The sequence below is a fragment of the Chryseobacterium sp. 1B4 genome, assembly GCF_036631475.1.
Classification (GTDB): Bacteria; Bacteroidota; Bacteroidia; order Flavobacteriales; family Weeksellaceae; genus Chryseobacterium.
Genome location: NZ_JAPNUF010000007.1, coordinates 269,647 through 294,187, shown reverse-complemented (window position 1 = coordinate 294,187; position 24,541 = coordinate 269,647). Strand labels below are relative to the sequence as shown.

Sequence of the window (24,541 nt, the reverse complement as noted above, 5' to 3'; positions counted from 1 at the left end):
CAAAACCTGCAAATGCTGAAAATTTTCATCCTGATACGGAAATCCCTCAAAAATTCCTTCGACAATATCCGGAACGAACAGCTGAAGCATAACCTGCTTCAGGCGATTCCCTTTTGGATCGGGTCTGTGATCACAGGTTTTTTTGCGGTGATGTATGCGCAGGTATTTGCATGGGGCGAACATCTGATGAATTTCATTTTTGACTGGCATGCCTGGATGATTTTCATTATTGCTCCCATCGGATTTGTTCTTTCATGGTGGCTCGTCAAAGAATTTGCTCCGAATGCCAAAGGAAGCGGTATTCCGCAGGTGATGGCAGCTGTAGAGCTTGCCAATCCTAAAGAACACCGGAAAATCAGGAACCTTCTTAGCCTTAAGATTATTTTTTCAAAATCCTGTCTTCCGTTATCCTGGTAATCGGAGGGGGTGCTGTGGGACGTGAAGGGCCAACAATTCAGATTGCAGGATCTGTTTTCAGAAAAGTCAATGAATACCTTCCTGAATGGTGGCCTAAGATTTCCAAGAAAAACATGATTATGACAGGAGCAGCAGCGGGACTTGCGGCAGCATTTAACACCCCGCTGGGAGGAATAGTTTTTGCAGTAGAGGAATTGTCAAAAACCCATATCAATTACTTTAAAACAGCATTGTTTACGGCAGTAATTATTGCGGGGCTTACTGCACAGACACTGGCTGGATCTTATCTATACCTGGGATATCCGAAAACCAATGACGTTTCTTTAACGGTGATGTTCCCGATCATTCTTGTTGCCGCAACGGCAGGCATACTGGCCAGTCAGCTCTCGGTCATCATGCTTAAAATTAACGGCTGGAAAAAGAAAAAACTGAAAACAGATAAGGCGAATGTGATATTTCTGGTAATTTGTGCATTAATTATTGCCTCGATTGCTTATTTCATCAACAGAGAGATTCTGGGTTCGGGAAAAGAAATCATGGAGCGGGTCCTTTTTACCAAAGACAAACATGAAGACTGGTATGTTCCTGTTTTAAGAATGCTTGGCCCTGCCCTTTCCTTTACTTCCGGAGGTGCAGGTGGAATTTTTGCTCCGGCCCTTACTGCAGGAGCCAGTATAGGTTCCGTGATTTCAGGAGCTATTCATTTGACACCTAATGAAACGAATGTTGTGGTCCTGGCCGGAATGGTTGCTTTTCTTACAGGAATTACCAGAGCGCCGTTTACTTCAGCAATTATTGTTCTGGAAATGACCGACAGACATTCATTAATATTCCATCTGATGCTTGCCGGAATGGTATCCTCTATTGCTTCCATATTAGTAAGCAGACATTCCCTGTATGATGTTTTGAAGGTGAATTTTCTGGCGGAATTGAGAGAGAAAGATTAAAATCCAATTAAATTAATTAATCTTTTAGTTCTCTTTCAGCATAAGATTTAAATCTTTAAATGCATCTAATAATGCAACTGCTGCTTCATAATCAACCATCTTAATGACCAATTTATCCAATTCTGTTTTTGATTTTCTATTTTTATAGGTCACTATATTCAAAAATACGGCACCATTATTTCTTCTTGAAATATTATGAAATTCTACGACTCTACTTAAGTCCCACCAATACTTATCTTCATGATAAATACGGCCTTTATTGCTGACAGAATTTATTTTAATATTATTTCCTTCAAATTCAGCGGTAAGCCTCAGCATACCATTATCACGATCCACCCCGTATTCACTAATTTTATTTGCTATAAAACTTTTTACTTCATCAGCACTTTGAAATTTTCCCAGAATATCTATTTTACCATTACTGTAAGTGACTTTATATATTTTCGACTTATCTAAAGAATGAGTAGGCCCATCCAAATTATCCAATTCTTTATAGGTGATATTTGAGGTCCCGATTTCGACAAGCTTAACATCTAGCGAAGTTCCGTTTTTCATGGAAATTTTGTCCTGGGAATAGCCAACAGTGCCCATTAATAATAGTGGCAGGAGATACAATTCAGTTTTCATTAATTAAAAGTTTTTCAGATCACTAAAATACAAAAATAAGATTTCATGTTTATTATCTGACCAGTAACTTCCAACTATTTCCTCCATTCTCTTGTATATAAGAAATATATTTTCTACTTTTGCACCTCGAAATAATTAACAAATTTTTTAACATTATGAACAATTACGAAACTGTTTTCATTTTAACTCCCGTTCTATCTGATGCACAGGTGGAGGAAGCAGTGAAAAAATTCGAAGATCTAATCAAAGAAAAGAACTGCGAAATCGTTGCTAAAGAAAACTGGGGATTAAAAAAATTGGCTTACCCTATTCAATTGAAAAAGAATGGGTTCTACACTTTAATCGAATTTAAAGGAGAAGGTTCTGTAGTAGCTGACTTAGAATTGGCATTCAAACGTGACGAAAGAGTAATCCGTTACCTTACTACAAAACTTGACAAACACGCTGTTGAGTACGCTGTAACAAGAAGAGCTAAAGTAAAAGCAGCTAAAGCTTAATTATTAACCCTATTTTTAAAAAAGACAAGACATGGCAATAGATGAAATGGCTAAACAAGCCTCAGCAGGAGGAGAATCAGAAGTAAAATTCCTTACTCCACTTGATATCAATACAAAATCTGAAAAGAAATATTGTAGATTCAAAAAATACGGAATTAAGCACGTTGACTACAAAGATGCTGATTTCTTATTACAATTCGTAAACGAGCAAGGTAAAATTTTACCAAGAAGATACACCGGAACTTCTTTAAAATACCAAAGAAAAGTTTCTGCTGCTATCAAAAGAGCAAGACACCTTGCATTACTACCATACGTAGCTGACTTATTGAAATAAGACAAAAAATAAATAAAAGAAGAGGGCAACCTCTTCTTTTGTTGCTGAATACATCATTAATTCTAACTTGATTTTAGACTACTAAAATCTAAAAAAGGACAACAACAATGGAAATTATCCTAAAAAAAGACGTAGAAAACTTAGGACTTGAGTTTGATACAGTAAATGTAAAGCCAGGTTATGCTAGAAACTTCTTAATCCCTCAAGGATTTGCACTTTTAGCTACCCCTAAAAACAAAGCTGCTTTAGAAGCTACATTAGAAGCTAGAAAAGAAGAAGAAGCTAAATTAATCGCTGCTGCTAACGCTGTAGTTGAGCAATTGAAGAAAACGCCTATCACTATTCCTGCAAAAGTAGGTGCTGGTGATAAACTATTCGGATCTATCAACAATGCTGATCTATCTGCTGCTTTAGAAAAAGCTGGTGTTTCTGTAGAGAAAAAATACATCAAAATTCCTGGTAACACGATTAAGAGAACTGGTAAATTCGCAGCTCTTATCAGACTTCACAGAAATGTTGAGTACAACTACGAGTTTGATATCGTATCTGATGCTCCGGTTGAGGCAGCTCCTAAAAAAGAAGAAGCTAAAACTGAAGAAGCTTAATAAGCGACTGAGAATTTCTCACAATATAAACCACTTCAATTTATTGAGGTGGTTTTTTTATTTGTATGATAATTATTGATTGGGCGATTCTTAACTACCCCGTCTTTTTGCTTGCAAAAATCCACCCCTTCAGGGAAGGGGAATTCAGGAAATATTAACTGATATTACTCGTTAAATTAACGGTGTCACAACCTTACATGTAAAAAACAGGTAAGGAATTTTTCCTGCACTATAAACGAATCCATATCACAGGATCTCAAACCCTCCAACGCTCCCACTCTACTTATCCCCTCTCAGTTTATGCTGATATTCCGTAGGAGCAATACCAATAACTTTCTTGAAAATATTACTGAATGACGACAGGCTGTTGTAGCCTACCATCATAGCAATTTCGTACATATTATATTTTCCTTCCAGCATCAGTTCAAGGGAACGGGTAATTCGTAATGCGCGTAGAAAGCGAACGTAATTCATGCCCAGAATCTCTTTAAATTTCCTTGAAAGGGTTCTTGTGCTCATTCCGAATTCTTTAGCCGTAGATTCAATCGTAAGGGGCTTCTCAAGGTTAGCATGAATGTATCTTGCAACCTTCAGGAGTGTTTCATCTTTGGGGAAGGGATGTTGTATGGGAAACGCCAGATGCTTGTGCTTTTTTCCTGTAAAACTCCTTTGAGTGCTTTGAGAAAATAATATTTAGAGTGATCATTCTTTGTGATTTTCCCATCCCAGTCTTTAGTGTAGAAAATCATCTCGCGAAGGAGATTATTGACAGAATAAATATTGATTTCATCAAAAAAGCCACTTTCATTTTCTTCTTTTTGAAATAAAAATTATATAAATCCACCTTGGGACTGGTAGAGAAAATATAATGGGGAGTTCCGGCAGGAATCCACATAAAACATCTGGCAGGAAGGTACCAGTGCTTCTGATCAGTAAAAACATGCACAATACCGCCTTCTGCATAAACCAATTGTGCAGAACTGTGATAATGAATCTCCGTGGTTACGTTACCTGTGAGGACGTGATAGACATAAAATTCCGCATCATCCTCTTCTACCGCTTTAAAATGACTGTCGTTCATAGCATAAAGGTATGGAAGAATTTTCAATTTGGCTCAAATGAGCAAATCTTTTTCTGTTTTCACAAATCGGGTACTATGCATGACGTCGTAACTTTGCTGCATCAAAATCATTTTCAGCAAAAATCCTTTAATTAATTTATGAATATCATATTTAACGCATGCCGGTATCTGTGCATAGCGTTGTGCTTATTATTGAGCAGTTTTTTACAATCACAGATGATAGACTACCAGCATCTTGGCTTACAGCAAGCTATAGAAATTGGTTTGAAAAACAATAAAAATATACAGATCAGTCATCTGAAACAGGAAATGTCCGTGACCAAAGAGAAAGATCTCAAAATGGAGAAACTTCCGGATATTGAGTTTCACACCAGCTACAATCAGGTTACCAACCTGTTCCAGCATCAGAATGGCGTATTTAACAAAGCAACCCAATATGATGTCATCAATGGTATGTACGACTTTACATTATCTGCTTCTATTCCTGTATATATGGGTGGCAAAATCAAGAACACAGAAAAGAAAGCGGGTATTGATACTGAAATTTCAGCTTTGAAAACCCATCTTGATGAAAGACAGCTTAAAATGGAAATCATTACTGCTTTCCTGCAGATTCATCATTTAAAGGAGCAGCAAAGTCTTATTAATGATAAAATGAAAGAAGATTCCGTTAACATCAGACAGGTAAAAGCTTTGAAAGCTAATGGCGTTGTGACAGTAAATGAGGTTTTAAGAACTTCACTGCAGCTTTCCAATCATACAATGAGTTGGACGGAACTGGATAATGATATTCAGATTGCAGAACACAAACTAAAAACAATTCTTTCTCTTCCGGAAAGCCAGGAAATGCACGCTGATACAGAAGATCTGATTTCAGATAATGCTTCAATTCCTTATGTTGATGAACTCACTGAAACCGCATTGAGCAAAAATGAATCTGTTGAAATTACCCATAAAAATCTTTCACTGAAGGAACTGGATCAGAAAATTACCAAAGCTAATTATTTACCTAAAATCACCGCTGGCGGAGAATATTTTTTAAAATATCCGAATATGATGTTCTTCCCACCTGAACCCTATGCTTACCGTTTGGGAATGGTTGGGGTAAATCTTACCTATCCTATTGAAAGCCTGTACAAGAATAAGTATAAAATGCAGGAAGCCAGAGAAAATATTGATCTTGCCAAACTTCAGATCGAGGAAAATGAAGAGAACATCAGACACAATGTATACGAAGCGTATAAAAAGTTTGAAGAAACGGACCAGAAAGTTAAAATTGCTGAAGAAGCCATTCAGCAGGCCAAAGAAAACTACCGTATTGTAAGAACAAAATACGCCAATAAGCTTAGTCTTATCACCGAACTGATAGATGCGGACAATGCTTATCTGGAAGCTGAATCTAATCTTATTTCCGTAAAAATAAACCGACAACTTAAATATTACCAACTCCAATATACGATTGGAAACTTATAAAAACTATGGCACAGAAACAACTGACACAAAGAAAAAAGAATTAACAAGTCCATTACTTTACTGGCCTGGATCCTGATTATCAGCGGAATTACAGGGATGGTCAGCTTTTATCTTTTTTCAAGAAAAAATGTTACTACAAATGATGCGCAGATCGAGCAATATATTACTCCTGTTTCCAGCAAAGTATCAGGGTTTATCAAAACAATAAAGTTTAATGAAAACCAGTTTGTCCATAAGGGTGACACTTTAATCATCATAGACAACAGGGAGTTCCTGAACCAGGTACAGATGGCAGAAGCCAGCCTTCATGCCAATACAGCAACCATCAGCACTATTGAAAGCGGAGTCAATACCAGAGAAAGTGATACAAAGATCATTGATGCTAAAATTGCGTCTGCAAAAATTGATATATGGAGAACGGAACAGGATTATAAAAGATATAAAAACCTTCTGGCAGAAGACGCAGCAACGGAACAGGAATTTGAAAATGTAAAAGCTTCCTATGAACAGTCAAAAGCCAATCTTCTGGCATTGGAACAGCAAAAAAATGCAGTAAGAGCCGGAGCCAGTGAACAACAGACAAAGGTTGCTCCAGTTAAAAGCCAGATCCAGCAGAGTTCTGCAAGCCTTAATAATGCTAAGCTATACCTTTCCTATACGGTGATTACAGCTCCTTATGACGGATGGGTGGGAAAGAAAACCATTCAGGAAGGTCAACTGATTAAAGAAGGTCAGGCTTTGGTCCAGATTGTAAGCAAGGAGAAATGGATCATAGCCAATTATAAAGAAACACAGCTTGGACAGATTGACCAGAGCCAGGAAGTGACTATCACAGCAGACGCTTATCCTGATGTTGAATTTAAAGGAAAAATACTTTCCGTGTCTCCAGCTTCAGGTTCTCAGTTTTCCTTGGTAAAACCGGATAATGCAACTGGAAACTTTGTAAAAATTGAACAGAGATTTCCGGTAAAAATTATCCTTGATAACAACAAAGACAACGAAAAGCTGCTTTCCGGAATGAATGTTCTGGTGAGCGCGAAGAAGATGTGAGTGTGAGTGTTAGGGTTTTAGAGTATTAGAGTACAACATCATTTTAACATTACCACATTTCAGACTTTACAATTACATTATTTTTTGCGAAAAGGCAGAACTGCAAATAGCGAATCTGTGAATTTTTCTTAAGCATATTTGCCATTTTACCTTTTACTTTACACCTTGCCCTTTTGTCTTTTCGCATTTTTTAAACAGACTAAACAATTAACAAGGCAGAGCAAAATCATTGATGGTCCTGATTACATTTAACCGCAATTTTGCAATTCATGTTTTTCGCTTTTTGCCCTTTTGTTTTAAAAAAATTATGCAACACAATTCAGTTTATCATAAATGGGTACCACAATGGCTGAAGCTGCCTCTTCTCATATTGGCATTGTTTCCCCACCTGATGTTGTTGTCGCTTTTACATTCGAACAGCGCCTTCACATCTTCTTTTATGGATGTAGATTCAGATGACATCCAGTATTTAATGATTTTGATGTATGGGACATTCGTGGTTACCCTTTTAGTTTTACAACGGTTTATGGCTTATTTCAGCGTGAAATATTATGTGCTGCTGATGGCTTCCATTTCCGTGATCATTCTTTATGTTCTGTCAGTAACCCATGACTATCATGTTATTTTGGTAATCAGATTTCTGGAAGGTATTTTCGGGCTGCTGGAAGGTGCTATTTTCCTTCCTTTAATCATTGCAGAATTAAAAACAAAACACGCCAAAGTTTTAGCTTATCTCTTTATGTATACGATTATGCTGACGGGAGGAACCATCACCACTTCCCTGCTGAAATCAAGTATTGAGAATTATGATTTCCGGCATATGATCCTGATGATGGTCTACTTTCATGTATTTGTACTGATTATTGGTATTGCACTGTTCAACAAAAACAGATTCTTTCCTAAAAAGCCTTTGTATCAGTTGGATATTACCAGCTGGTTTTTGCTTTGGGTTTCTCTGCAGGCAGGCGGTTATGCAATTATCTATGGTAAAAGGCTTATGTGGTTTGAATCCGATACCATTATGATGTGTCTCTTTATATTTCTCCTTTCAGGCGGATTATTTATGCTTAAACAGAGAAACTCCAGAAGACCTCTGTTCCATTTTGAAGTTTTCAGTTCCAAAAACGTCATTGCCGGAATGGTCCTGTTTTTTATTTTTTACCTGATCCGTTCGGGACTGAATAATGTTTACAGCATTATGGCTACCGTATGGAAATGGCCCTGGGACTATATTGTGAACATTCAATACTGGAATGTTGCCGGTACACTTCTGGGAATCATATTATCGGGGATTTGTCTGGTTCGCGGAGTATCTTCAAGAATTGTTTTCTTTACAGGATTTCTTCTGCTGGCCATTGACTGTGCATGGTTTACCTATACTTTTTATCCTGACACTACTCTTTCCACGATCTGTCCGCCCCTATTCCTGCAGGGAACAGCTCAGGGATTATTATTTACGCCACTTGTTTTCTTTTTGATTTCAGGAACTAAGGAAGAATATGTTTCCAATGCTACAGCGTTGGGGACAACAACCCGCTTCTGGACCACCGCTATCGGATATGCGCTGATGCAGAACCTGATGTTATTTTTAACGTTAAAACATTCTGACGCACTCAGTGCTCATCTTACAGATACCAATCCCGTTTTTTACAGCCAGTGGAACCAGATTTTCGGAAATGCGGTTTCCAGGCTTCCGGTGAATGATTCTCTTTCTGTAACAGCCGGGGCTTTTAAAGCTAAAATAACAGCTCAATCCATCCTCCTTTCCAATATGGAAATTTTCACAGGACTGTTCTGGCTGGCCCTTGTTACTGCAATTGGCTTATTGCTTTACCATCCGGTAAGAATAGCAGTACGGAATATTATGTAAAGGAAAGAGACGGAAAATTGAAAGATCATAATTTATTTTTAATCAAATCCTTTGCAAGCTTTGCGTGAGATTTAGATTAATAAAGGCTTTTTAATTAAGCTAAAGATGATAAATTCTTATCAATTAACCATCGTTCTTCAAACAACCAAGAGTAATTTCCCGGCCTATGCATTTTGGCCGGTTTATTGTTGCTTTTCAACCAGCAATTAATAAAAAGCTTAAGAATGGAAATTGAAAAAATTTTACTGAGCCAGAGAGATTTTTTAAAACACAGCAAACCAAGGGGCTTGCCTTCCGGAAAATGTACCTCGAAAAGCTTAAAAAACTTATCATCTCAAATGAGAATATGCTCTGTGAAGCTATTAACAAGGATTTTGGCAAATCTAAATTTGATACGTTCACTACAGAATTATCTTTCATCCTGAATGATATTGATTATTATATCAGTAATTTAAAAGCTCTTTCAAAACCCCAAAAAGTTAGGACCAACCTTGTGAATCAGCTCGGAAACAGTAAAATTTATAAGGACCCGCTTGGCTGTGTGCTGGTAATCGGAGCGTGGAATTATCCTTATCAGCTATCTCTTTCTCCCGTTATTGCTGCAATGGCGGCCGGAAACTGCTGTATCCTTAAACCCAGTGAAATTGCTGAAAATACAATGAAAGCAATGGCTTCACTCATCAATGAAAACTTCCCTTCTGAATATCTTTATGTGTACGAAGGAGGTATTGAAGAAACGACAGCTCTTTTAACATTAACATTTGACAAAATATTTTTCACCGGAAGCACGAAAGTCGGAAAGATTATCTATAAAGCAGCGGCAGAACATCTTACTCCTGTAACGCTTGAATTGGGCGGAAAATCTCCGGTCATTGTTACCAAAGATGCCGATCTGGAAACAGCAGCCAAAAGAATCGTATGGGGAAAGTTCCTAAATGCCGGTCAAACCTGTGTAGCTCCGGATTACCTGCTGATAGAAGAAACCATTCAGGAACAGTTTCTGGAAATGCTCAGGAAATATATCAAAGAGTTTCAATATGAACCGGATTCCGAACAATACACAAGAATTATTAACCAAAGAAATTTCCGGCGCCTTATACGCCTTATTGATAAAGAAAAAATCTATTACGGAGGAGATTCTGATGAAGAAAAATTATACATCGAACCTACTATTCTGAATCATATCGACTGGAATGATGACATCATGCAGGAAGAAATTTTCGGTCCCCTTCTGCCGGTCATCAGTTTTCAAAGCTATAATGCAGTTCTGAACACTATTTCAGAGCTTGAAAAGCCATTGGCAGCCTATCTTTTCACCAATAATTCTGAAGAAAAAGAAATCTTTACACGGAAACTTTCTTTCGGAGGAGGTTGTATCAATGATACTGTGATGCATCTGAGCAATGATAATCTGCCATTCGGAGGCGTAGGAAGTTCCGGTATAGGAAATTACCACGGGAAGTATGGTTTTGAAACGTTTTCACATCAAAAAGCCATTCTTGAAAAATCCACATGGGGTGAACCAAATATCAAATATCCGCCCTATTCAGAAAAAAATTAATCTGGATTAGAAAACTTTTAAAATTCTAAATGAAAAAGCTGCTAACGAGCAGCTTTTTCATTTATCCTTTTGGAATCCACATATTAAAGAATTCTTTTACTTTATCTTTACTATATCCTTTTCCTTCTTCTAATACATCACTTTGTTGAACTTTGATCATTTTTCCATTTTTATCTAAAATAATAAATACAGGATATCCAAATTTCTCACCCGGATTTCCATATTGAGCAAAAACTTTCTCATTCTTATTATCAGGAGAATAATTCAGGTGATAGTATAAATAGTTTTTATCTACAATTTCCTTCAGTTCAGGAGTTGTCTGCACAAAATTATTAAAACGAAGACACCAGATACACCAGTTACCACCAGCCTGTATCATAATATTTTTACCTTCTTTTTTAGCCTGAGCAACTAATTTATTAATATCCGCCTGAGCATCAGCTTTCGGATCATAAGGCTTAGGCAGCTTTGCCTTTTCTTCAGCCGCTTTTTCTTAGCTTCAAGTTCTGCCTGATCGGCAGGTACTATTAAAGCTGTTTTTTCTTTTCCGTTATCAGGTTCGCTCTTTATATTTTGTGAAAAAGCTACTGCACTTAATCCCAGAAAAGCTAACAATGTCAATTTTTTCATAGCATAAAAATAAAAAAATACTACATATCCCCCTGCAAAAATAGAACCATAATTTTATTATCACTAAATTTGCGTGTTTTATGAATTTTCTGATCAAAATATTATATCTGATTTCCAAGCTTCCGCTTAAAATATTATATATTTTTTCGGACGTCATCTTTTTCCTGAACTATCATATAGTTGGATACAGAAAAGAGGTTATTACACAAAACCTGAAAAAGTCTTTCCCTGATAAGTCTGAAGAAGAAATCAAGGAGATCCGGAAAAAATTCTACCTCAATTTTTCTGATTATCTGGTAGAAACCATTAAATCATTCAGCATTTCGGAAACAGAATCCAGAGTGAGAATGCAGCATATCAACCAGCATTTATTTCACGAAGCCAAAGAGGAGGGTAAAAATATCATTTTACTGGCAGGCCATGTTTTCAATTGGGAATGGATTAATGCACTGGCGAAAATTATCCCCCAGGCTCACTGCCACCCTGTATACAGAAAAGTAAACAGTGACTTCTGGGAAAACCAGATGAAAAAAGTCCGGAATAAATTCGGAAATGAAGCACTGGAAGCCAATGAAGTGATTCTTAATATTTTCAGATCTAAAAACAACGGAGATTCTGCATATATGTTTGTGGCTGATCAAACCCCCATCACGCTCATATTACGTATGGATTAGAGTTTTTGAATCAGCGTACTCCTGCTTTCATAGGCTATGACAAGCTTGCCACAAGAATGGACCTTGTTTTCATCTATTGTGAAATGAAAAAGGTAAAGCGTGGTTATTATCAGGTTAATTATCACAGAATATACCCGGATGGGGAAAAGTTTACAGAAAATGAAGTGGTTAGAAAGTTCCATAAATTGCTGGAAAACACATTGCACAAACATCCGGACAATTATCTTTGGTCACACAGAAAATGGAAATATCAGGACTCTATCAAAAATTTTGATTCTGAAAAAAATAGATTGACATGCAGAAAAACTGGCAGTTGCCATCTTAAACTGGAACGGCAGGAATTGGCTTGAACAATTTCTTCCTGGAGTAGTTCAATTTTCTCAGAATGCCGATATTTATGTTATAGACAATCTTTCTACGGATGATTCAATTGAATTTCTAGAAAAGAATTTCCCCACAGTACAGATTGTTAAAAACGATAAAAATTATGGTTTTGCAGGCGGTTATAATGAAGGGTTGAAAGCCATCAAAAACGAATATTACTGTCTTCTTAATTCTGATGTGGAGGTTACCGAGAACTGGACAGAACCTGTGTTGGAATTATTGGAAAACACCTCTTCTATTTCAGCTGTACAGCCCAAAATTTTATCCTATCACAATAGAAGTTATTTCGAATTTGCAGGGGCTGCAGGCGGATTGATAGATAACCTAGGGTATCCGTATTGCAGGGGCAGGGTTTTCGATGATCTTGAGGAGGATAAAGGACAATACAATGATGAAGCAGAGATTTTCTGGGCTTCAGGATGCTGCTTTTTTATACGTTCAGAAGATTTCTGGGAACAGAACGGTTTTGATGCGAGATTTTTTGCCCATCAGGAAGAAATTGATCTTTGCTGGAGATTGATCAATTCAGGAAAAAGATTTATTATACCGGGAAATCCAAAGTTTACCATGTAGGTGGTGGAACGCTCAACAAGCAGAGTGCACAGAAGACTTATTTAAACATGAGGAATAACCTTTCTATGATGTTTAAAAATCTTCCTTTTCCTCAATTGATCTTCCTGATATTTTTCAGATTATGTCTGGATGGTATTGCAGGAATTTATTTTGGATTAAAACAGGGCTTTCCACATCTTTGGGCTGTCTTAAGAGCTCATTTTGGTTTTTACGCCCAACTTTCCGGAACCTGGAAACTTCGTCAAAGGCATCAGAAGAAGAATTTCTATCAATCAAAATGGCTTATTTTTAAACACTTTTTGGGAAAGAGGTGATAGAGGGCAGATGATAGGTTACAGGTTGCAGGTTACAGGGTTGGGGAAAATTACCATTTCTTATGAACTAAAGTTTATATGATAAAAATTCATAACTTCAATTACCCTTAAACTTCAAACCCAAAAACCTTGAACATTAAACTATAAAAACAGCAACAAAAAACAGCTAGCAACGATCAACAAATTATAATTTAAAACAATGGATTTCTGTGCTATAGATTTTGAAACGGCCACTCACGAGAAAAGTTCAGCTTGTGAGATGGGGATTTGCGTGGTACAGGACTCCAGGATTGTTGAAACGAAAACATGGCTGATTAAACCGCCAAGCTTTCCTTATTTCAGTAAATTCAATATTGCAGTGCATGGAATTCAGCCGGAAGATGTGAAAGACGCTCCGACTTTTGATGAAATATGGTATGAGGCTCAGGATATGATGTACGGAAGTCTTATGATTGCTCATAATGCAGGTTTTGATGCTTCTGTTTTAAGAGGCTGTCTGGAACATTACGGAATGTTTACCCCTAAACTGAATTATTTGTGCAGTATCCAGCTTGCCAAAAAATCATGGAATTATCTCCCGAAATACGGACTGAAACCTTTAGCTGAATATCATAAGATTGATTTTACCCACCACAGAGCAGGAGCTGATGCCGAAGTATGTGCTAAAATTTCTTTGCTGGCATTTGAAAAACTCTTCCTCACCAGTAATGATGAAGTACATGATTATATGAAAGCAAAGATCAAAAGACTTTAATATTACAGACTACTGAACCCGGGTTCTTAGCCTGCAATTGATAAATCATTAATTACTCAACACTTCAGACAGCAGATTGAATTTTGGAATATCAATCTCAAAAGTTTCCTGTGTCTCCATGTTTTTAACCAGGTATTTCCCGCTCATATTGCCTACTCCGGAACGAAGCATTACATTGGAAAAATAAGCGAAATTTTCGCTGGTTCCTATCTCAGGAGTAAGGCCGATTACCCCATCTCCTATAATTTCTGTATATCCAAATCCTACATCAAAAATCAACCATTTTCTTTTCAGCACTTTGATAGGAAAGCTTCCGTCATTTTCTATCGTGATACTGTATTTAAAAACGTAACGGTTTTCGGATGGATAACTGTTTTTACTATCATATTCAGGTATTACTGAAACTTTGATATTGGAAGTCATTTTTGAAAACATCATTGTAGCATTTTCTTAATAGATACAAAAATCTCGCCTTTTTTAGGCGAGATTGTATATTTATGTTATAATTCTGTTAAAACTATAATCCAAGACCTTTTCTTTCGTCACCTCCCATTAAGATTCCAACAGGATTGTCGATCGCTTCTTTTACCGCTACAAGGAATCCTACAGACTCTTTTCCGTCGATAATTCTGTGGTCATAAGACATGGCTACATACATCATTGGTCTGATTACTACCTGCCCGTCAACAGCAACCGGTCTCTGGATGATATTGTGCATTCCAAGGATTGCAGATTGCGGAGGGTTAATGATTGGTGTAGACATCATAGATCCGAAAGTACCACCGTTTGTAATCGTGAAAGTACCACCAGTCATTTCATCAACAGTAATTTTACCGTCTCTTACTTTTGTAGCAAGATCTTTGATGTTTGCTTCTACAGCGCTGAAAGACATGTTTTCTGCATTTCTCAATACAGGAACCATTAATCCTTTAGGACCTGAAACTGCAATTGAAATATCACAGAAATCATAGTTTACTTTGAAATCACCATCAATAGATGCATTTACATCCGGATACATTTGTAATGCTCTTGTAACAGCCTTTGTGAAGAAGGACATGAAACCAAGTCCAACGCCGTGTTTTTGAGCAAATTCTTCTTTATATTGTTTTCTTAATCTGAAGATTTCAGACATGTCAACTTCATTGAAAGTAGTTAACATCGCTGTTTCATTCTTCACAGAAACTAATCTCTGAGCGATTTTTCTTCTTAAAACTGAAAGTTTAGTTGTGGTAGTAGATCTTGAACCTGTTGCAGTAAGAGGGCTACCTCCTAATGCAGGTACTGCCGCTAATTCAGCATCAGTTTTAGTAATTCTTCCGTCTCTTCCTGTTCCTGAAACCTGTGCAGCATCCATTCCTTTTTCGTCAAGGATTTTTTTAGCAGCCGGAGATGGAGCTCCTGTTGCGTAAGTTTGTGGTGCAGCTACCGGAGCAGCAGGTTTTGGAGCTTCCTGTTTAGCAGGTTCAGCAGCTTTCGGAGCCTCTTCCTGTTTTGGTGCTTCAGCAGCAGGTGCAGCACCTTCCGGCTTTTTAGCATCCATATCAATTAAACAAACTACCTGACCTACTTGTACTACATCACCTTCTTCTGCTTTTAAAGTGATTACACCACTTTGTTCTGCAGGCAATTCAAGAGTTGCTTTATCTGAATCCACTTCGGCGATAGGTTGATCTTTTTCTACATAATCACCATCTTTTACAAGCCAAGTTGCAATTTCAACTTCTGTAATTGATTCGCCCGGTGAAGGAACTTTCATTTCTAAAACTGACATATCGAGTATTTTTTATTTTTTAATTGATTATTATTTTAAATTAAGCTGTTACTGGTCTTTTTGCAGGAGCATCGTCTCTGTCGAAAACTCTGTTGATCACTGCATTTTGGTTTTTCTCAAACATTTTGTGGCTACCTGGAGCTGGTGCACCGCTTGGTACCGGAGCAACTACCTGGATTCCCGTATCTCTGAAGTTTCTCAGGATATAAGACCATGCCCCCATGTTTTCAGGTTCTTCCTGAGCCCACACCAATTGTTTTCTGTTTTCATATTTGCTGAAGATGGCTTCAATAGCATCTGTCTGAAGCGGATATAACTGTTCGAATCTTACCAATGCAATATTTTCACAGTTCAGCTCTTCTTTCTTCGCTAATAATTCGAAGTACAGTTTACCTGAACAAAGAACTAATTTTTCTACTTTTTTAGGATCTGCAGTCGGGTCATCTAATACCGGCTGGAATGCACCGTTTGCAAAATCTTCAAGCGGAGAAACCACTTTAGGATGTCTCAACAGAGATTTAGGGCTCATTACTACCAATGGTTTTCTGAAAGGCCATTTCAACTGTCTTCTCAATAAGTGGAAGTAGTTGGCAGGTGAAGTAATATTGGCTACCACCATGTTCTCATTAGCACAAAGGGTAAGGAATCTCTCCAATCTTGCTGAAGAGTGCTCGGCTCCCTGTCCTTCTGAACCGTGAGGCAATAACATTACCAATCCGTCCTGGATTTTCCATTTTTCTTCGGCAGCGGCCAGATACTGGTCTACAATAATCTGGGCACCGTTCACGAAATCCCCGAACTGAGCTTCCCAGATGGTTAATGTATTTGGAGACGCCATTGCATATCCGTAGTCGAAACCTAAAACACCATATTCTGAAAGGTGAGAGTTAAATACATCAAATCTGTTTTCAGATACATGTCTTAACGGGATATATTCTTCTTCTGTATCTTCAGTTTTTACTACAGCGTGTCTGTGAGAGAACGTACCTCTTTCCACATCTTCTCCTGAGATTCTTACATTGTGACCTTCTACAAGAAGTGTTGCATAAGCTAACCACTCTCCTAACGCCCAGTCTAATGAATTTCCTTCAATAGCTTTGATACGGTTTTCGAAAAGCCTTGTAATTTTATTGATGAACTTTTTGTCTGCCGGAAGTGTTGACATTTTAATTGCCAGTTCTTTCAGCTTTGCCAGGTCATATTTTGTATCTACCGGCAACTGAACGGCTCCTCTTTTTCCAATCGGATAGTTTACCCAATCTTCAGCCATGAACACGTCCATAACGTTTTTCTCAATCTCTTTGGAAGCATCAAAATCTTTATCTAAAAGAGCCTTGAATTCCGTTTCCATTTTAGCGATCACATCGTTGGAAGTAACACTGTCTTTCAGTAATTTGTCTTTATAAATTTCTCTTGGATTCGGGTGTTTTGAGATCGTTTTATATAAGTTAGGCTGAGTGAATCTTGGCTCATCCCCTTCGTTGTGACCATATTTTCTGTATCCTAAAAGGTCGATATAAACATCTTTACCGAATTTCGCTCTGAAATCAGCAGCAAAATGGATCGCATGAACAACCGCTTCAGCATCATCAGCATTTACGTGCATTACAGGAGATTCTGTAACTTTCGCAATGTCTGTACAGTATGTTGAAGATCTTGCGTCCATGTAGTTGGTTGTAAATGAAACCTGGTTATTAACAACGATATGAACAGTACCTCCTGTTCTGTACCCTTCAAGAGTCATCATCTGAGCAACTTCGTAAGCAATCCCTTGTCCTGCAATAGCACCGTCACCGTGGATGATGATTGGCAATACTTTAGAGTAATCTTTGTATTTATCATCTACTTTTGCACGGCAGATACCTTCTACAAGGGCAGCAACCGTTTCAAGGTGAGACGGGTTCGGAGTAAGGTTGATACATACTTCTTCCCCGGAAGCTGTTTTGATCTTTTTAGATGATCCCAAGTGATATTTAACGTCACCGGAGAATACATCTTCTTCGAATTCTTTCCCTTCAAATTCTGAGAAGATCTGCTTGTAAGATTTTCCGAAAATATTGGTAAGAACATTCAGTCTTCCTCTGTGAGCCATACCCAACACCACTTCATCTACTCCTAACTGAGAAGATCTTGAGATCAGCTGGTCCAAAGCAGGGATTAATGTTTCACCTCCTTCTAACGAGAATCTTTTTGTCCTACAAATTTTGTGTGAAGGTAGTTTTCAAAAGCTACCGCCTGATTTAATTTTAATAAGATTTCTGTTTTTTCGTTTGCAGAAAGGTTTGGATGATTTTCATTGACCTGAAGCCATCTTTTGATGAAATCTTTTTCTTCAACGTTATTGATGTGCATGTATTCTACTCCGATTGAATCACAGTAGATGTTTTCAAGGTGCTTGATCAAATCTGCCAGAGTTGACGGCTCTTTCATTCCTGTTTCTACAGCACAGTTGAATTTTGTATTTAAATCTTCTTTAGAAAGACCGAAATTTTCGATGTCTAAAGTAGGGGTATAGTGTCTTCTTTCTCTAACCGGGTTAGTTTTTGTAAAAAGGTGTCCTCTCGTTCTGTAAGCCTCAATAAGGTTTACTACTTTAAATTCTTTCTTGATATGCTCAGGAACTTCTCCGTTGGATACTGCCTGAGAAATCTGTTGTTGTACTGCCGGAGCAGCGCTGGCCGAAGCCTGAATAAATTGAGTGTTATCGTCATCTCCGTAGTTCTCCAAAGCGAAATCGAAGCCTTGAAAGAAAGCTTTCCATGATGGTTCTAGGGAGTCCGGGAATTTTAAGTACTGTTGGTATAAATCCTCAATTAACTGAGAATGAGCTGCGTTTAGGAATGAAAATCTGTCCATTATTACAGTTTATCTATTTATTAAAATTTATTTGTAGAATTAATCTTCAAATTTAATAAAAAAACCGACTTAGAACAGTCTGAAACCGTTAAAAAAACTTAAGAAAAAATAAATTAAAAATAAATTACTTATATACTGATAATGAGAGCTTAACGTTCACCTCTTGTCCATCCATCGGACGTTCAATAAAGGTCTGGCAGATATCTCCGAAGCGCATCTCGTCTTTTTTGGCTTTCTGAATGAGCTGTTGAATTGCCCGAATTCGCCCCTCGTAGTTCCCTTTGTAGTAAATTACATAATTTTGCGACGGATTTACGGTCCTAAAATTGAAGTTATTGTCAGATACTCCGATTTTCTTAGAAAGCGGAATTCCTAGGAAATAAGAAACCTCTTTGTCTTTGAAATTATCCGCATCAGTGATCAGGATCGGATATCCGAATTCATCATCTCTTTTTCCAAGGTCCATCGTTACGAAATTATAAACTTTATTATAGTTCATCACGATATTTTTGTAAAGCGCGTCTTTCTTATTTGAAGTACTCACATTAATCCCCAGCAACAATTTGCTTTCTTCATTTTCCACCATTAAACTGTCGTATTTTATTGCTGCCATCTGGTTGTCTTTTTCCACTTTATTCCCTAAAGAGTTTTTAAGATTCACCATACTTTTGTTGATATTTTCAGCAAAACGGTCCTCCGTCCAGAAGTTTTCCACTCTTTTCCAGACAGGCAGTTTCGGGGTATGTACGTACCAGATAATTTTTGTTTTTTCTGCAGAAACGGGCTTAAATTTAACATCAACCAGCGTCGGATTTTCATTTTCATCCTCAAAAAGCTGATATTTCAGGGTTTTATTAAGGTTCTCATATCTGATGAACATTTCTCCGTCAGTATCATTTTTAGGGTCAACATAGCTGATGGCACTTCCCTGTCCTTCGTATGGCGTATAATAATCAATATCTATAGAGGGTGAGCTGGTAAAAAAATTATTCCATCTTGTAAAATTCTGAAGGTTATTAAACTGGGCAAAAACCTTATCCACAGGATAATCAATCTCTTTTTCAATCGTGAAGTTTTTACTTTCGTCCACAAAATAATACATGGAAGCAGCATAAGCTCCTCCCAAAAGGATAATAATTACCGCTAAGATTTTAAAAATACGCATCGCACAAAAATAATACAAATAAAAAGAGTGAACAATATACAGATAGTTTTGAAAAAAATAATGTATTAAAAAATATTGATTTAATGATTAATATCAAATAATCTGTGGTATGTATGGTATGCATATTGTTTTTTGGAACGACCTAATTTTATTTTTATGAAGAAGTTATGTACATTTCCATTGGTTTTGTTATCATCAGTTGTATTTTCCCAATATTCAATTTCTGAAATTCCACAGGATGGATACCTGAAAGACTTTGATATTGCAGTTGACATCATTCAGAAGCAGCACCCAAATCCTTACAGATTCCACAGCAAGGAAATTATTGCCAAAAAATAGATTCTCTCCGTAATATTGTTAAAAAAATCCAGGCTATATCAGCCTGCTTATGAACAATCCTACAAGAATCATTGGGGACGGACACAGTTCCTTCAGTGCAGATTCCAATTATTTTGAAAATATTTTAAGTTCTCTCCATTTTTTCCCTTTGCAGACTTATGTACAGAATGGACAGCTGTTTGTGAACGGTTCAAATCCTTACGCTATTGAAGTAGGCAGTGAGATTATGGAAATTAATGGTATAAGTTCTCAAGAACTTTTACAGGCCGTTCCTAAAGCAGCAGACGGAAATATCAAAGTGGAAGATATAGATGTGTCTTTTTATATTCCGTTTATTTTAAAAACCCGTACGAATGATTTCTCCTTACGATACAAAACATCCGGCGGGGAACAGAAAACCATGAAAGTGAAAGGTATTAGATATCCAAGATTCTATTATGAAAGCAGGCATTCTGTATTGCCTGTTGATCTGATTTCAGAAAACGCTGGAATTTATGGTTATCCAATTGATTCTGATACTTACTATTTATCTGTGAAATCGTTTTCTTATGATGAAAGCTTTTTTTATGAAAGGTTAAAGAAATATTTCCAGGAAATAAAAGATCTGAAAATTAAAAAACTTATTCTGGATATCCGGAACAACGCGGGAGGAGCCATCAGTAATGTTCCTCTGCTTTATTCTTTCATTGCTAAAGATAAAACATTCAATAATGAATACAAATACGGGACTAAGGTTGTTGACATCAATTACAACGATTATCTGGTAGATCCCCAGACCAACCGTTATTATTCTGATAAGGATATTGCCGACCAGAATAATTTCATGAGACAGCGGTTTGACAAAGCAGAAAAAGGAGATTATTATTTTGGAAACTCAAGACTGGATAATACGTATATAAAAAGCTATCCCAGAGACGGCGCATTTTTTGACGGAAAAACTGTATTATTGATCAACAACCGTACTTTTTCTGCGGCCACCTATTTTGCCTCTCTATTTCAAAGTGAAAAAAGAGGTGCAATTGTAGGAAAGGAAACGGGATCCTGCAGCAATTTTACGACTGCAGCATGGTTTCTTACGTACAGACTTCCTCATACCAAGTCCACTATTTCTATTCCCAGAACGGAAATATTTTTCAACAGTGATGATAAGGAGACCGTTGCTAACTGTAAGGGCGTAATTCCTGATCATACGGTGAACACCCAATTTTTCTTACAGTCATTAAAAGAACACAAAGATCCGGAACTGGAGTATTCATTGACCTTATTTTCTAAATAAAATCATGATAAACAAAAAAAGAAACCTGTTTAGGTTTCTTTTTCATTTACTTATTATAAGGTGTATGATTTAATAAGAGAAATTTATACCTGCACTCTCTTATTCACCATTGTTATCCTATATGTGTTCCCGGAGCAATAACAGCGCCTTTCTTCACGACTACAATCCCATCCTGAACAGAATAAGTTCCATAATCTCCATCCGGAATATGTTTTCCGCCGATGATTTTAACATTGTCGCCGATATAACAGTTTTTATCAAGGATTGCTTTTTCAATATAGCAGTATTTTCCGATTCCCATATTCGGACGTCCTCCTCTGTCATTGATGACAATTTCTGTCGTATTCTGGTAGAAATCAGCTCCCATAACATAGGAATTCACGATGGTACTTCCTTTATCAATTCTGGTTCTGTTTCCGATCACGGAATTTTCAATTTTATCTGCCATAATGATACATCCATCTCCAAAAACAGCTTTACTTACATATGAACCGTTGATTTTTGACGGCGGAAGCATTCTTGCTCTGGTATAAATCGGTGATGAAGAGAAAAGGTTAAACTGCGGCAAATCAAGACAAAGGTCAAGATTGGCTTCGTAGAAAGATTCTATGGTTCCGATATCTGTCCAGTAGCCTTCATACTGATAGCTTAATGTTTTGTATTTCCCGATGGAACTTGGAATGATATCTTTTCCGAAATCATCGCCTGCCCCTTCTTCAAACATCTTTTAAGGATATTTTTCGTGAAAATATAGATTCCCATAGAAGCAAGGAACTCTTTTCCTGCATGTTTATTCTCATCTGAAACTTCAGATTTCATGCCTTCCAGCATATCATAACCGGGCTTTTCATGGAAAGAGGTAATATTCCCTTCATCGTCGGACTTTAAGATACCAAAACCTGTAGCATCTTTTGCATTGACGGGAATGGTAGCAATAGTAAGGTCTCCTCCGTTTTCAATATGGAAATCCAGCATTTCCCTGAAATCCATCTGGTAGAGCTGATCTCCTGAAAGAATAAGGATATAGTCATAATCATATTTTTCAAGGTGCTTCATAGACTGGCGTACAGCGTCAGCAGTTCCCTGATACCAGCTGTCATTTTCCACATTCTGTTCGGCTGCAAGAATATCGACAAAGCCTTTGCTGAAAATATCAAAGTGATAAGAATTCTTGATATGCGAATTGAGGGAAGCAGAATTAAACTGCGTTAACACCAGAATTTTATTCAGTCCTGAGTTCAGGCAGTTTGAAATAGGAATATCCACCAGTCTGTATTTTCCTGCGATAGGAACAGCCGGTTTTGATCTGGTATACGTTAACGGGAATAATCTTGTTCCTCTCCCTCCTCCTAAAACAATAGAGATTACATTTCGATTCATAAATATCTTGCGTTTTATTTTATTAAGTTTACTGTTCTGTTTTTAGTGTTTACTGCTACTTTAAAGCATTCTTTGTTTTCATATTGGAGTTCGTTTTTATAAACAGTCACCCGAAAATCATCTTTATCATTCAGTACTGAAACCTCTTTATCCAGGTTATAGATTTCGATATTATATTTTTTAAGCTCATTCCTGAAGGTAGGATTTGCAATAAGCACATCCATTACATCAGCGCTCTTCATTACAAAGTTATCGACATCTTTACGATACTGTTCTCTCCAGCCTTTTCCATATTTTCTTTCTATTGCAGCATAAGTCCTTTTATTAAGGGCATCTATTCTTTTCATCTCGTCAGGTTCTACCAGACAACCACCGAGAGAGTAATGCTTTATTTTCCATTTTTCGGAAACGCCAGCCATTGCTTCATACCTTTCTATTGCCGGAAGCCCGTAGCCATAGATCCAATAATAACCTCCATGATAACTTCCTCTGTCTTCTTTACAGGAAAACAACATAAGCATTATCAGGGAAAGAAAACTGAAAATCTTCACGATATCAGCTATTATATAAAGCTATGTATTTTTCTGCAGATTTCTCCCATGCAAAATCAAAATTCATATTGGCCTGGATAAGATCTTCCATAACGCCTTTTTGATTGTAAATCGCCATTGCCCTGTTCATGGCATGTACAACATCATCTACACCCGGATAAGTAAAATTCAGTCCTGCTCCTCCTGTTGAAATATCTTCCACAGTATCTCTAAGCCCTCCTGTGTATCTTACCACAGGAACCGTCCCATATCTCATAGAATACATCTGATTCAGCCCGCATGGTTCTACCCTGGAAGGCATCAGAAGAAAATCTGCCGATGCGTAGATCTTATGGGAAAGATGTTCTTTATATCCGAGATCCAATGCAAAATTGGTATAGGTATAATCGTACTCTTTAAGTTTATTCTCAATATAGGTATTTCCTGAACCGAGAATCATGATATTTAAAGCACCATAACTCTGCTTGATACTTCGCCATACCACATCCGGCAGCAGATCTGCTCCTTTCTCCGTAGCGAATCTTCCGATAAAGGCGAATAAGGAAGTTCGGGTTTCAATCCATATTCTTTACAGAGATTTTCTTTATTTTTTTCTTTTGGGCTACTGCATTCGCACTGTTAAAGTTAAAATCCAGCATCGGATCGGTTTCCGGATTCCAGACTTCTGTGTCAATTCCATTGATGATTCCGTATGCTTTTCCGAATTCCTGACGGACCAGGCTTTCGAGCCCGCGGAAGCTTATAAAAAGTTCCTCCAGATATCCTTCCGAAACGGTGGTAAAAGCATGGGCACATTTAATCATACTGGCCAGAGGATTCATCAATCCGTTCCAATCCATCAGTCCCCATTTGTATGTATCGAAAGAAGGCATATATTGTGCCATTGTCCAGCTCATCATGCCCTGATATTCACCATTATGAATCGTTCCTATTGTTTTTACTCCTTTTAAGAATTCAAATTCATAACAGTTTTGTACCATAAAAGGAACCAGGCCGGTATGATAATCATGGCAATGCAGTACATCAGGACGGATTTTCATTGCAGACAGCCAGTGTAATACCCCATGCTGGAAAGCCAGAAACTGGAAACTTTCATCCTGGTAGCCATAAGGGTTGTCCCTGTCCAATAATCCTGGAATTCTTACCATATACAGCTCAAATCCCAGACCATTTGTCTTTTCTTTCAATACCTGAACCTGCAGCATATTGGCTCCCTGATGAATAAACCCGTCAAAAACCATATCAAATTCATGATCATATACGAAGGATTTGTTGTACCAGGGCATTACCACCTTCGCTTCTACTCCTTCTATTTTATTCTGATATTTTGGAAGTGCTCCAACCACATCTGCCAGGCCACCAACTTTTGCAACAGGATAGCATTCTGTACTTAAATGATAAACAACCATTCT

At 37.4% G+C, this 24,541-nt stretch carries 19 protein-coding genes and 6 pseudogenes; 13 read left to right on the top strand and 12 right to left on the bottom strand.

What is annotated here, in order from left to right:
* Positions 1-12: 12 nt before the first annotated feature.
* Positions 13-1,364: pseudogene (locus tag OWR28_RS10685) on the top strand (chloride channel protein).
* A gap of 24 nt (positions 1,365-1,388) precedes the next feature.
* Here the strand turns inward: OWR28_RS10685 and OWR28_RS10680 are convergent.
* Entirely contained in the window at positions 1,389-1,991 is a 603-nt protein-coding gene (locus OWR28_RS10680; RefSeq protein ID WP_332386603.1) for a hypothetical protein, read from the bottom strand.
* Between the two features lie 155 nt (positions 1,992-2,146).
* Between OWR28_RS10680 and rpsF the strand changes: the two genes are divergently transcribed.
* The 3 genes from rpsF to rplI all read left to right on the top strand — a co-directional run bounded on the left by rpsF (position 2,147) and on the right by rplI (position 3,427).
* On the top strand, positions 2,147-2,488 hold the full coding sequence (rpsF, locus tag OWR28_RS10675) for a 30S ribosomal protein S6 (RefSeq protein ID WP_002979092.1): 342 nt from the start codon (positions 2,147-2,149) through the stop codon (positions 2,486-2,488).
* 31 nt (positions 2,489-2,519) lie between these two features.
* A complete protein-coding gene (rpsR, locus tag OWR28_RS10670) occupies positions 2,520-2,822 on the top strand; it encodes a 30S ribosomal protein S18 (RefSeq protein ID WP_002979091.1) in 303 nt (100 codons plus the stop codon).
* 107 nt (positions 2,823-2,929) lie between these two features.
* A complete protein-coding gene (gene rplI, locus OWR28_RS10665; RefSeq protein WP_332386602.1) occupies positions 2,930-3,427 on the top strand; it encodes a 50S ribosomal protein L9 in 498 nt (165 codons plus the stop codon).
* 279 nt (positions 3,428-3,706) lie between these two features.
* Here rplI and OWR28_RS10660 read toward each other — a convergent pair whose 3' ends face one another.
* On the bottom strand, positions 3,707-3,946 hold the full coding sequence (locus OWR28_RS10660) for a helix-turn-helix transcriptional regulator (protein ID WP_332386601.1): 240 nt from the start codon (positions 3,944-3,946) through the stop codon (positions 3,707-3,709).
* Positions 3,947-4,172: 226 nt separating this feature from the next.
* The gene (locus OWR28_RS10655) at positions 4,173-4,535 is read right to left on the bottom strand and encodes an AraC family ligand binding domain-containing protein (protein ID WP_332386600.1); all 363 of its coding nucleotides are present in this window, start codon (positions 4,533-4,535) and stop codon (positions 4,173-4,175) included.
* Between the two features lie 189 nt (positions 4,536-4,724).
* On the opposite strand from OWR28_RS10655, the gene OWR28_RS10650 reads away from it, so the two are divergent.
* The 4 genes from OWR28_RS10650 to OWR28_RS10635 all read left to right on the top strand — a co-directional run bounded on the left by OWR28_RS10650 (position 4,725) and on the right by OWR28_RS10635 (position 10,462).
* Entirely contained in the window at positions 4,725-5,981 is a 1,257-nt protein-coding gene (locus tag OWR28_RS10650; protein WP_332386599.1) for a TolC family protein, read from the top strand.
* A 96-nt stretch (positions 5,982-6,077) separates the two neighbouring features.
* Positions 6,078-7,031, top strand: coding sequence for an HlyD family secretion protein (locus OWR28_RS10645; protein WP_332386598.1), 954 nt, complete (start codon positions 6,078-6,080; stop codon positions 7,029-7,031).
* A gap of 307 nt (positions 7,032-7,338) precedes the next feature.
* Positions 7,339-8,901: an MFS transporter gene (locus OWR28_RS10640; RefSeq protein ID WP_332386597.1), complete on the top strand. Its 1,563-nt coding sequence runs from the start codon at positions 7,339-7,341 to the stop codon at positions 8,899-8,901.
* 301 nt (positions 8,902-9,202) lie between these two features.
* Positions 9,203-10,462 carry an aldehyde dehydrogenase gene (locus tag OWR28_RS10635; protein WP_332386596.1) on the top strand — a complete coding sequence of 420 codons (1,260 nt, stop codon included), beginning with the start codon at positions 9,203-9,205 and terminating at the stop codon, positions 10,460-10,462.
* Between the two features lie 61 nt (positions 10,463-10,523).
* Here the strand turns inward: OWR28_RS10635 and OWR28_RS10630 are convergent.
* Positions 10,524-11,092: pseudogene (locus OWR28_RS10630) on the bottom strand (thioredoxin family protein).
* An 80-nt stretch (positions 11,093-11,172) separates the two neighbouring features.
* On the opposite strand from OWR28_RS10630, the pseudogene OWR28_RS10625 reads away from it, so the two are divergent.
* From OWR28_RS10625 to OWR28_RS10615, 3 genes and pseudogenes are all read left to right on the top strand, one after another.
* Positions 11,173-12,116 (top strand): annotated as a pseudogene (locus OWR28_RS10625) (lysophospholipid acyltransferase family protein).
* Positions 12,073-13,037 (top strand): annotated as a pseudogene (locus OWR28_RS10620) (glycosyltransferase family 2 protein). The pseudogenes OWR28_RS10625 and OWR28_RS10620 overlap by 44 nt, the downstream one beginning before the upstream one ends.
* Before the next feature lie 199 nt (positions 13,038-13,236).
* Positions 13,237-13,791, top strand: coding sequence for a 3'-5' exonuclease (locus tag OWR28_RS10615; protein ID WP_332386595.1), 555 nt, complete (start codon positions 13,237-13,239; stop codon positions 13,789-13,791).
* A 48-nt stretch (positions 13,792-13,839) separates the two neighbouring features.
* Here the strand turns inward: OWR28_RS10615 and apaG are convergent, their stop codons facing one another.
* The 4 genes and pseudogenes from apaG to OWR28_RS10595 all read right to left on the bottom strand — a co-directional run bounded on the left by apaG (position 13,840) and on the right by OWR28_RS10595 (position 19,583).
* A complete protein-coding gene (gene apaG / locus OWR28_RS10610) occupies positions 13,840-14,229 on the bottom strand; it encodes a Co2+/Mg2+ efflux facilitator ApaG/CorD (RefSeq protein ID WP_142722880.1) in 390 nt (129 codons plus the stop codon).
* 79 nt (positions 14,230-14,308) lie between these two features.
* A complete protein-coding gene (gene odhB, locus OWR28_RS10605) occupies positions 14,309-15,562 on the bottom strand; it encodes a 2-oxoglutarate dehydrogenase complex dihydrolipoyllysine-residue succinyltransferase (RefSeq protein ID WP_002979077.1) in 1,254 nt (417 codons plus the stop codon).
* Positions 15,563-15,602: 40 nt separating this feature from the next.
* Positions 15,603-18,418: pseudogene (locus OWR28_RS10600) on the bottom strand (2-oxoglutarate dehydrogenase E1 component).
* 124 nt (positions 18,419-18,542) lie between these two features.
* Positions 18,543-19,583, bottom strand: coding sequence for an SRPBCC domain-containing protein (locus tag OWR28_RS10595; protein ID WP_332386594.1), 1,041 nt, complete (start codon positions 19,581-19,583; stop codon positions 18,543-18,545).
* 156 nt (positions 19,584-19,739) lie between these two features.
* On the opposite strand from OWR28_RS10595, the gene OWR28_RS10590 reads away from it, so the two are divergent.
* Together OWR28_RS10590 and OWR28_RS10585 are read left to right on the top strand one after the other, a co-directional pair.
* The gene (locus OWR28_RS10590) at positions 19,740-19,922 is read left to right on the top strand and encodes a hypothetical protein (RefSeq protein ID WP_332386593.1); all 183 of its coding nucleotides are present in this window, start codon (positions 19,740-19,742) and stop codon (positions 19,920-19,922) included.
* A 49-nt stretch (positions 19,923-19,971) separates the two neighbouring features.
* A complete protein-coding gene (locus OWR28_RS10585) occupies positions 19,972-21,198 on the top strand; it encodes a S41 family peptidase (RefSeq protein WP_332386592.1) in 1,227 nt (408 codons plus the stop codon).
* Positions 21,199-21,310: 112 nt separating this feature from the next.
* Here the strand turns inward: OWR28_RS10585 and OWR28_RS10580 are convergent.
* From OWR28_RS10580 to OWR28_RS10565, 4 genes and pseudogenes are all read right to left on the bottom strand, one after another.
* Positions 21,311-22,578, bottom strand: a pseudogene (locus OWR28_RS10580) (glucose-1-phosphate adenylyltransferase).
* 14 nt (positions 22,579-22,592) lie between these two features.
* Positions 22,593-23,129 (bottom strand): FEKKY domain-containing protein, encoded by a 537-nt coding sequence (locus OWR28_RS10575; RefSeq protein ID WP_332386591.1) that lies wholly within the window; start codon positions 23,127-23,129, stop codon positions 22,593-22,595.
* Positions 23,130-23,133: 4 nt separating this feature from the next.
* Positions 23,134-23,622, bottom strand: coding sequence for a glycosyltransferase (locus OWR28_RS10570; protein ID WP_332387444.1), 489 nt, complete (start codon positions 23,620-23,622; stop codon positions 23,134-23,136).
* Positions 23,623-23,683: 61 nt separating this feature from the next.
* Entirely contained in the window at positions 23,684-24,538 is an 855-nt protein-coding gene (locus OWR28_RS10565; RefSeq protein WP_332386590.1) for a glycogen/starch synthase, read from the bottom strand.
* Positions 24,539-24,541: the final 3 nt, after the last annotated feature.

What these genes read in the sequence shown, in the direction of transcription:
- OWR28_RS10680 (WP_332386603.1), bottom strand. Translation starts at nt 1,991, where the DNA reads ATGAAAACTGAATTGTATCTCCTGCCACTATTATTAATGGGCACTGTT.
- rpsF (WP_002979092.1), top strand. Translation starts at nt 2,147, where the DNA reads ATGAACAATTACGAAACTGTTTTCATTTTAACTCCCGTTCTATCTGAT.
- rpsR (WP_002979091.1), top strand. Translation starts at nt 2,520, where the DNA reads ATGGCAATAGATGAAATGGCTAAACAAGCCTCAGCAGGAGGAGAATCA.
- rplI (WP_332386602.1), top strand. Translation starts at nt 2,930, where the DNA reads ATGGAAATTATCCTAAAAAAAGACGTAGAAAACTTAGGACTTGAGTTT.
- OWR28_RS10660 (WP_332386601.1), bottom strand. Translation starts at nt 3,946, where the DNA reads ATGAGCACAAGAACCCTTTCAAGGAAATTTAAAGAGATTCTGGGCATG.
- OWR28_RS10650 (WP_332386599.1), top strand. Translation starts at nt 4,725, where the DNA reads ATGATAGACTACCAGCATCTTGGCTTACAGCAAGCTATAGAAATTGGT.
- OWR28_RS10645 (WP_332386598.1), top strand. Translation starts at nt 6,078, where the DNA reads ATGGTCAGCTTTTATCTTTTTTCAAGAAAAAATGTTACTACAAATGAT.
- OWR28_RS10640 (WP_332386597.1), top strand. Translation starts at nt 7,339, where the DNA reads ATGCAACACAATTCAGTTTATCATAAATGGGTACCACAATGGCTGAAG.
- OWR28_RS10635 (WP_332386596.1), top strand. Translation starts at nt 9,203, where the DNA reads ATGTACCTCGAAAAGCTTAAAAAACTTATCATCTCAAATGAGAATATG.
- OWR28_RS10615 (WP_332386595.1), top strand. Translation starts at nt 13,237, where the DNA reads ATGGATTTCTGTGCTATAGATTTTGAAACGGCCACTCACGAGAAAAGT.
- apaG (WP_142722880.1), bottom strand. Translation starts at nt 14,229, where the DNA reads ATGATGTTTTCAAAAATGACTTCCAATATCAAAGTTTCAGTAATACCT.
- odhB (WP_002979077.1), bottom strand. Translation starts at nt 15,562, where the DNA reads ATGTCAGTTTTAGAAATGAAAGTTCCTTCACCGGGCGAATCAATTACA.
- OWR28_RS10595 (WP_332386594.1), bottom strand. Translation starts at nt 19,583, where the DNA reads ATGCGTATTTTTAAAATCTTAGCGGTAATTATTATCCTTTTGGGAGGA.
- OWR28_RS10590 (WP_332386593.1), top strand. Translation starts at nt 19,740, where the DNA reads ATGAAGAAGTTATGTACATTTCCATTGGTTTTGTTATCATCAGTTGTA.
- OWR28_RS10585 (WP_332386592.1), top strand. Translation starts at nt 19,972, where the DNA reads ATGAACAATCCTACAAGAATCATTGGGGACGGACACAGTTCCTTCAGT.
- OWR28_RS10565 (WP_332386590.1), bottom strand. Translation starts at nt 24,538, where the DNA reads ATGGTTGTTTATCATTTAAGTACAGAATGCTATCCTGTTGCAAAAGTT.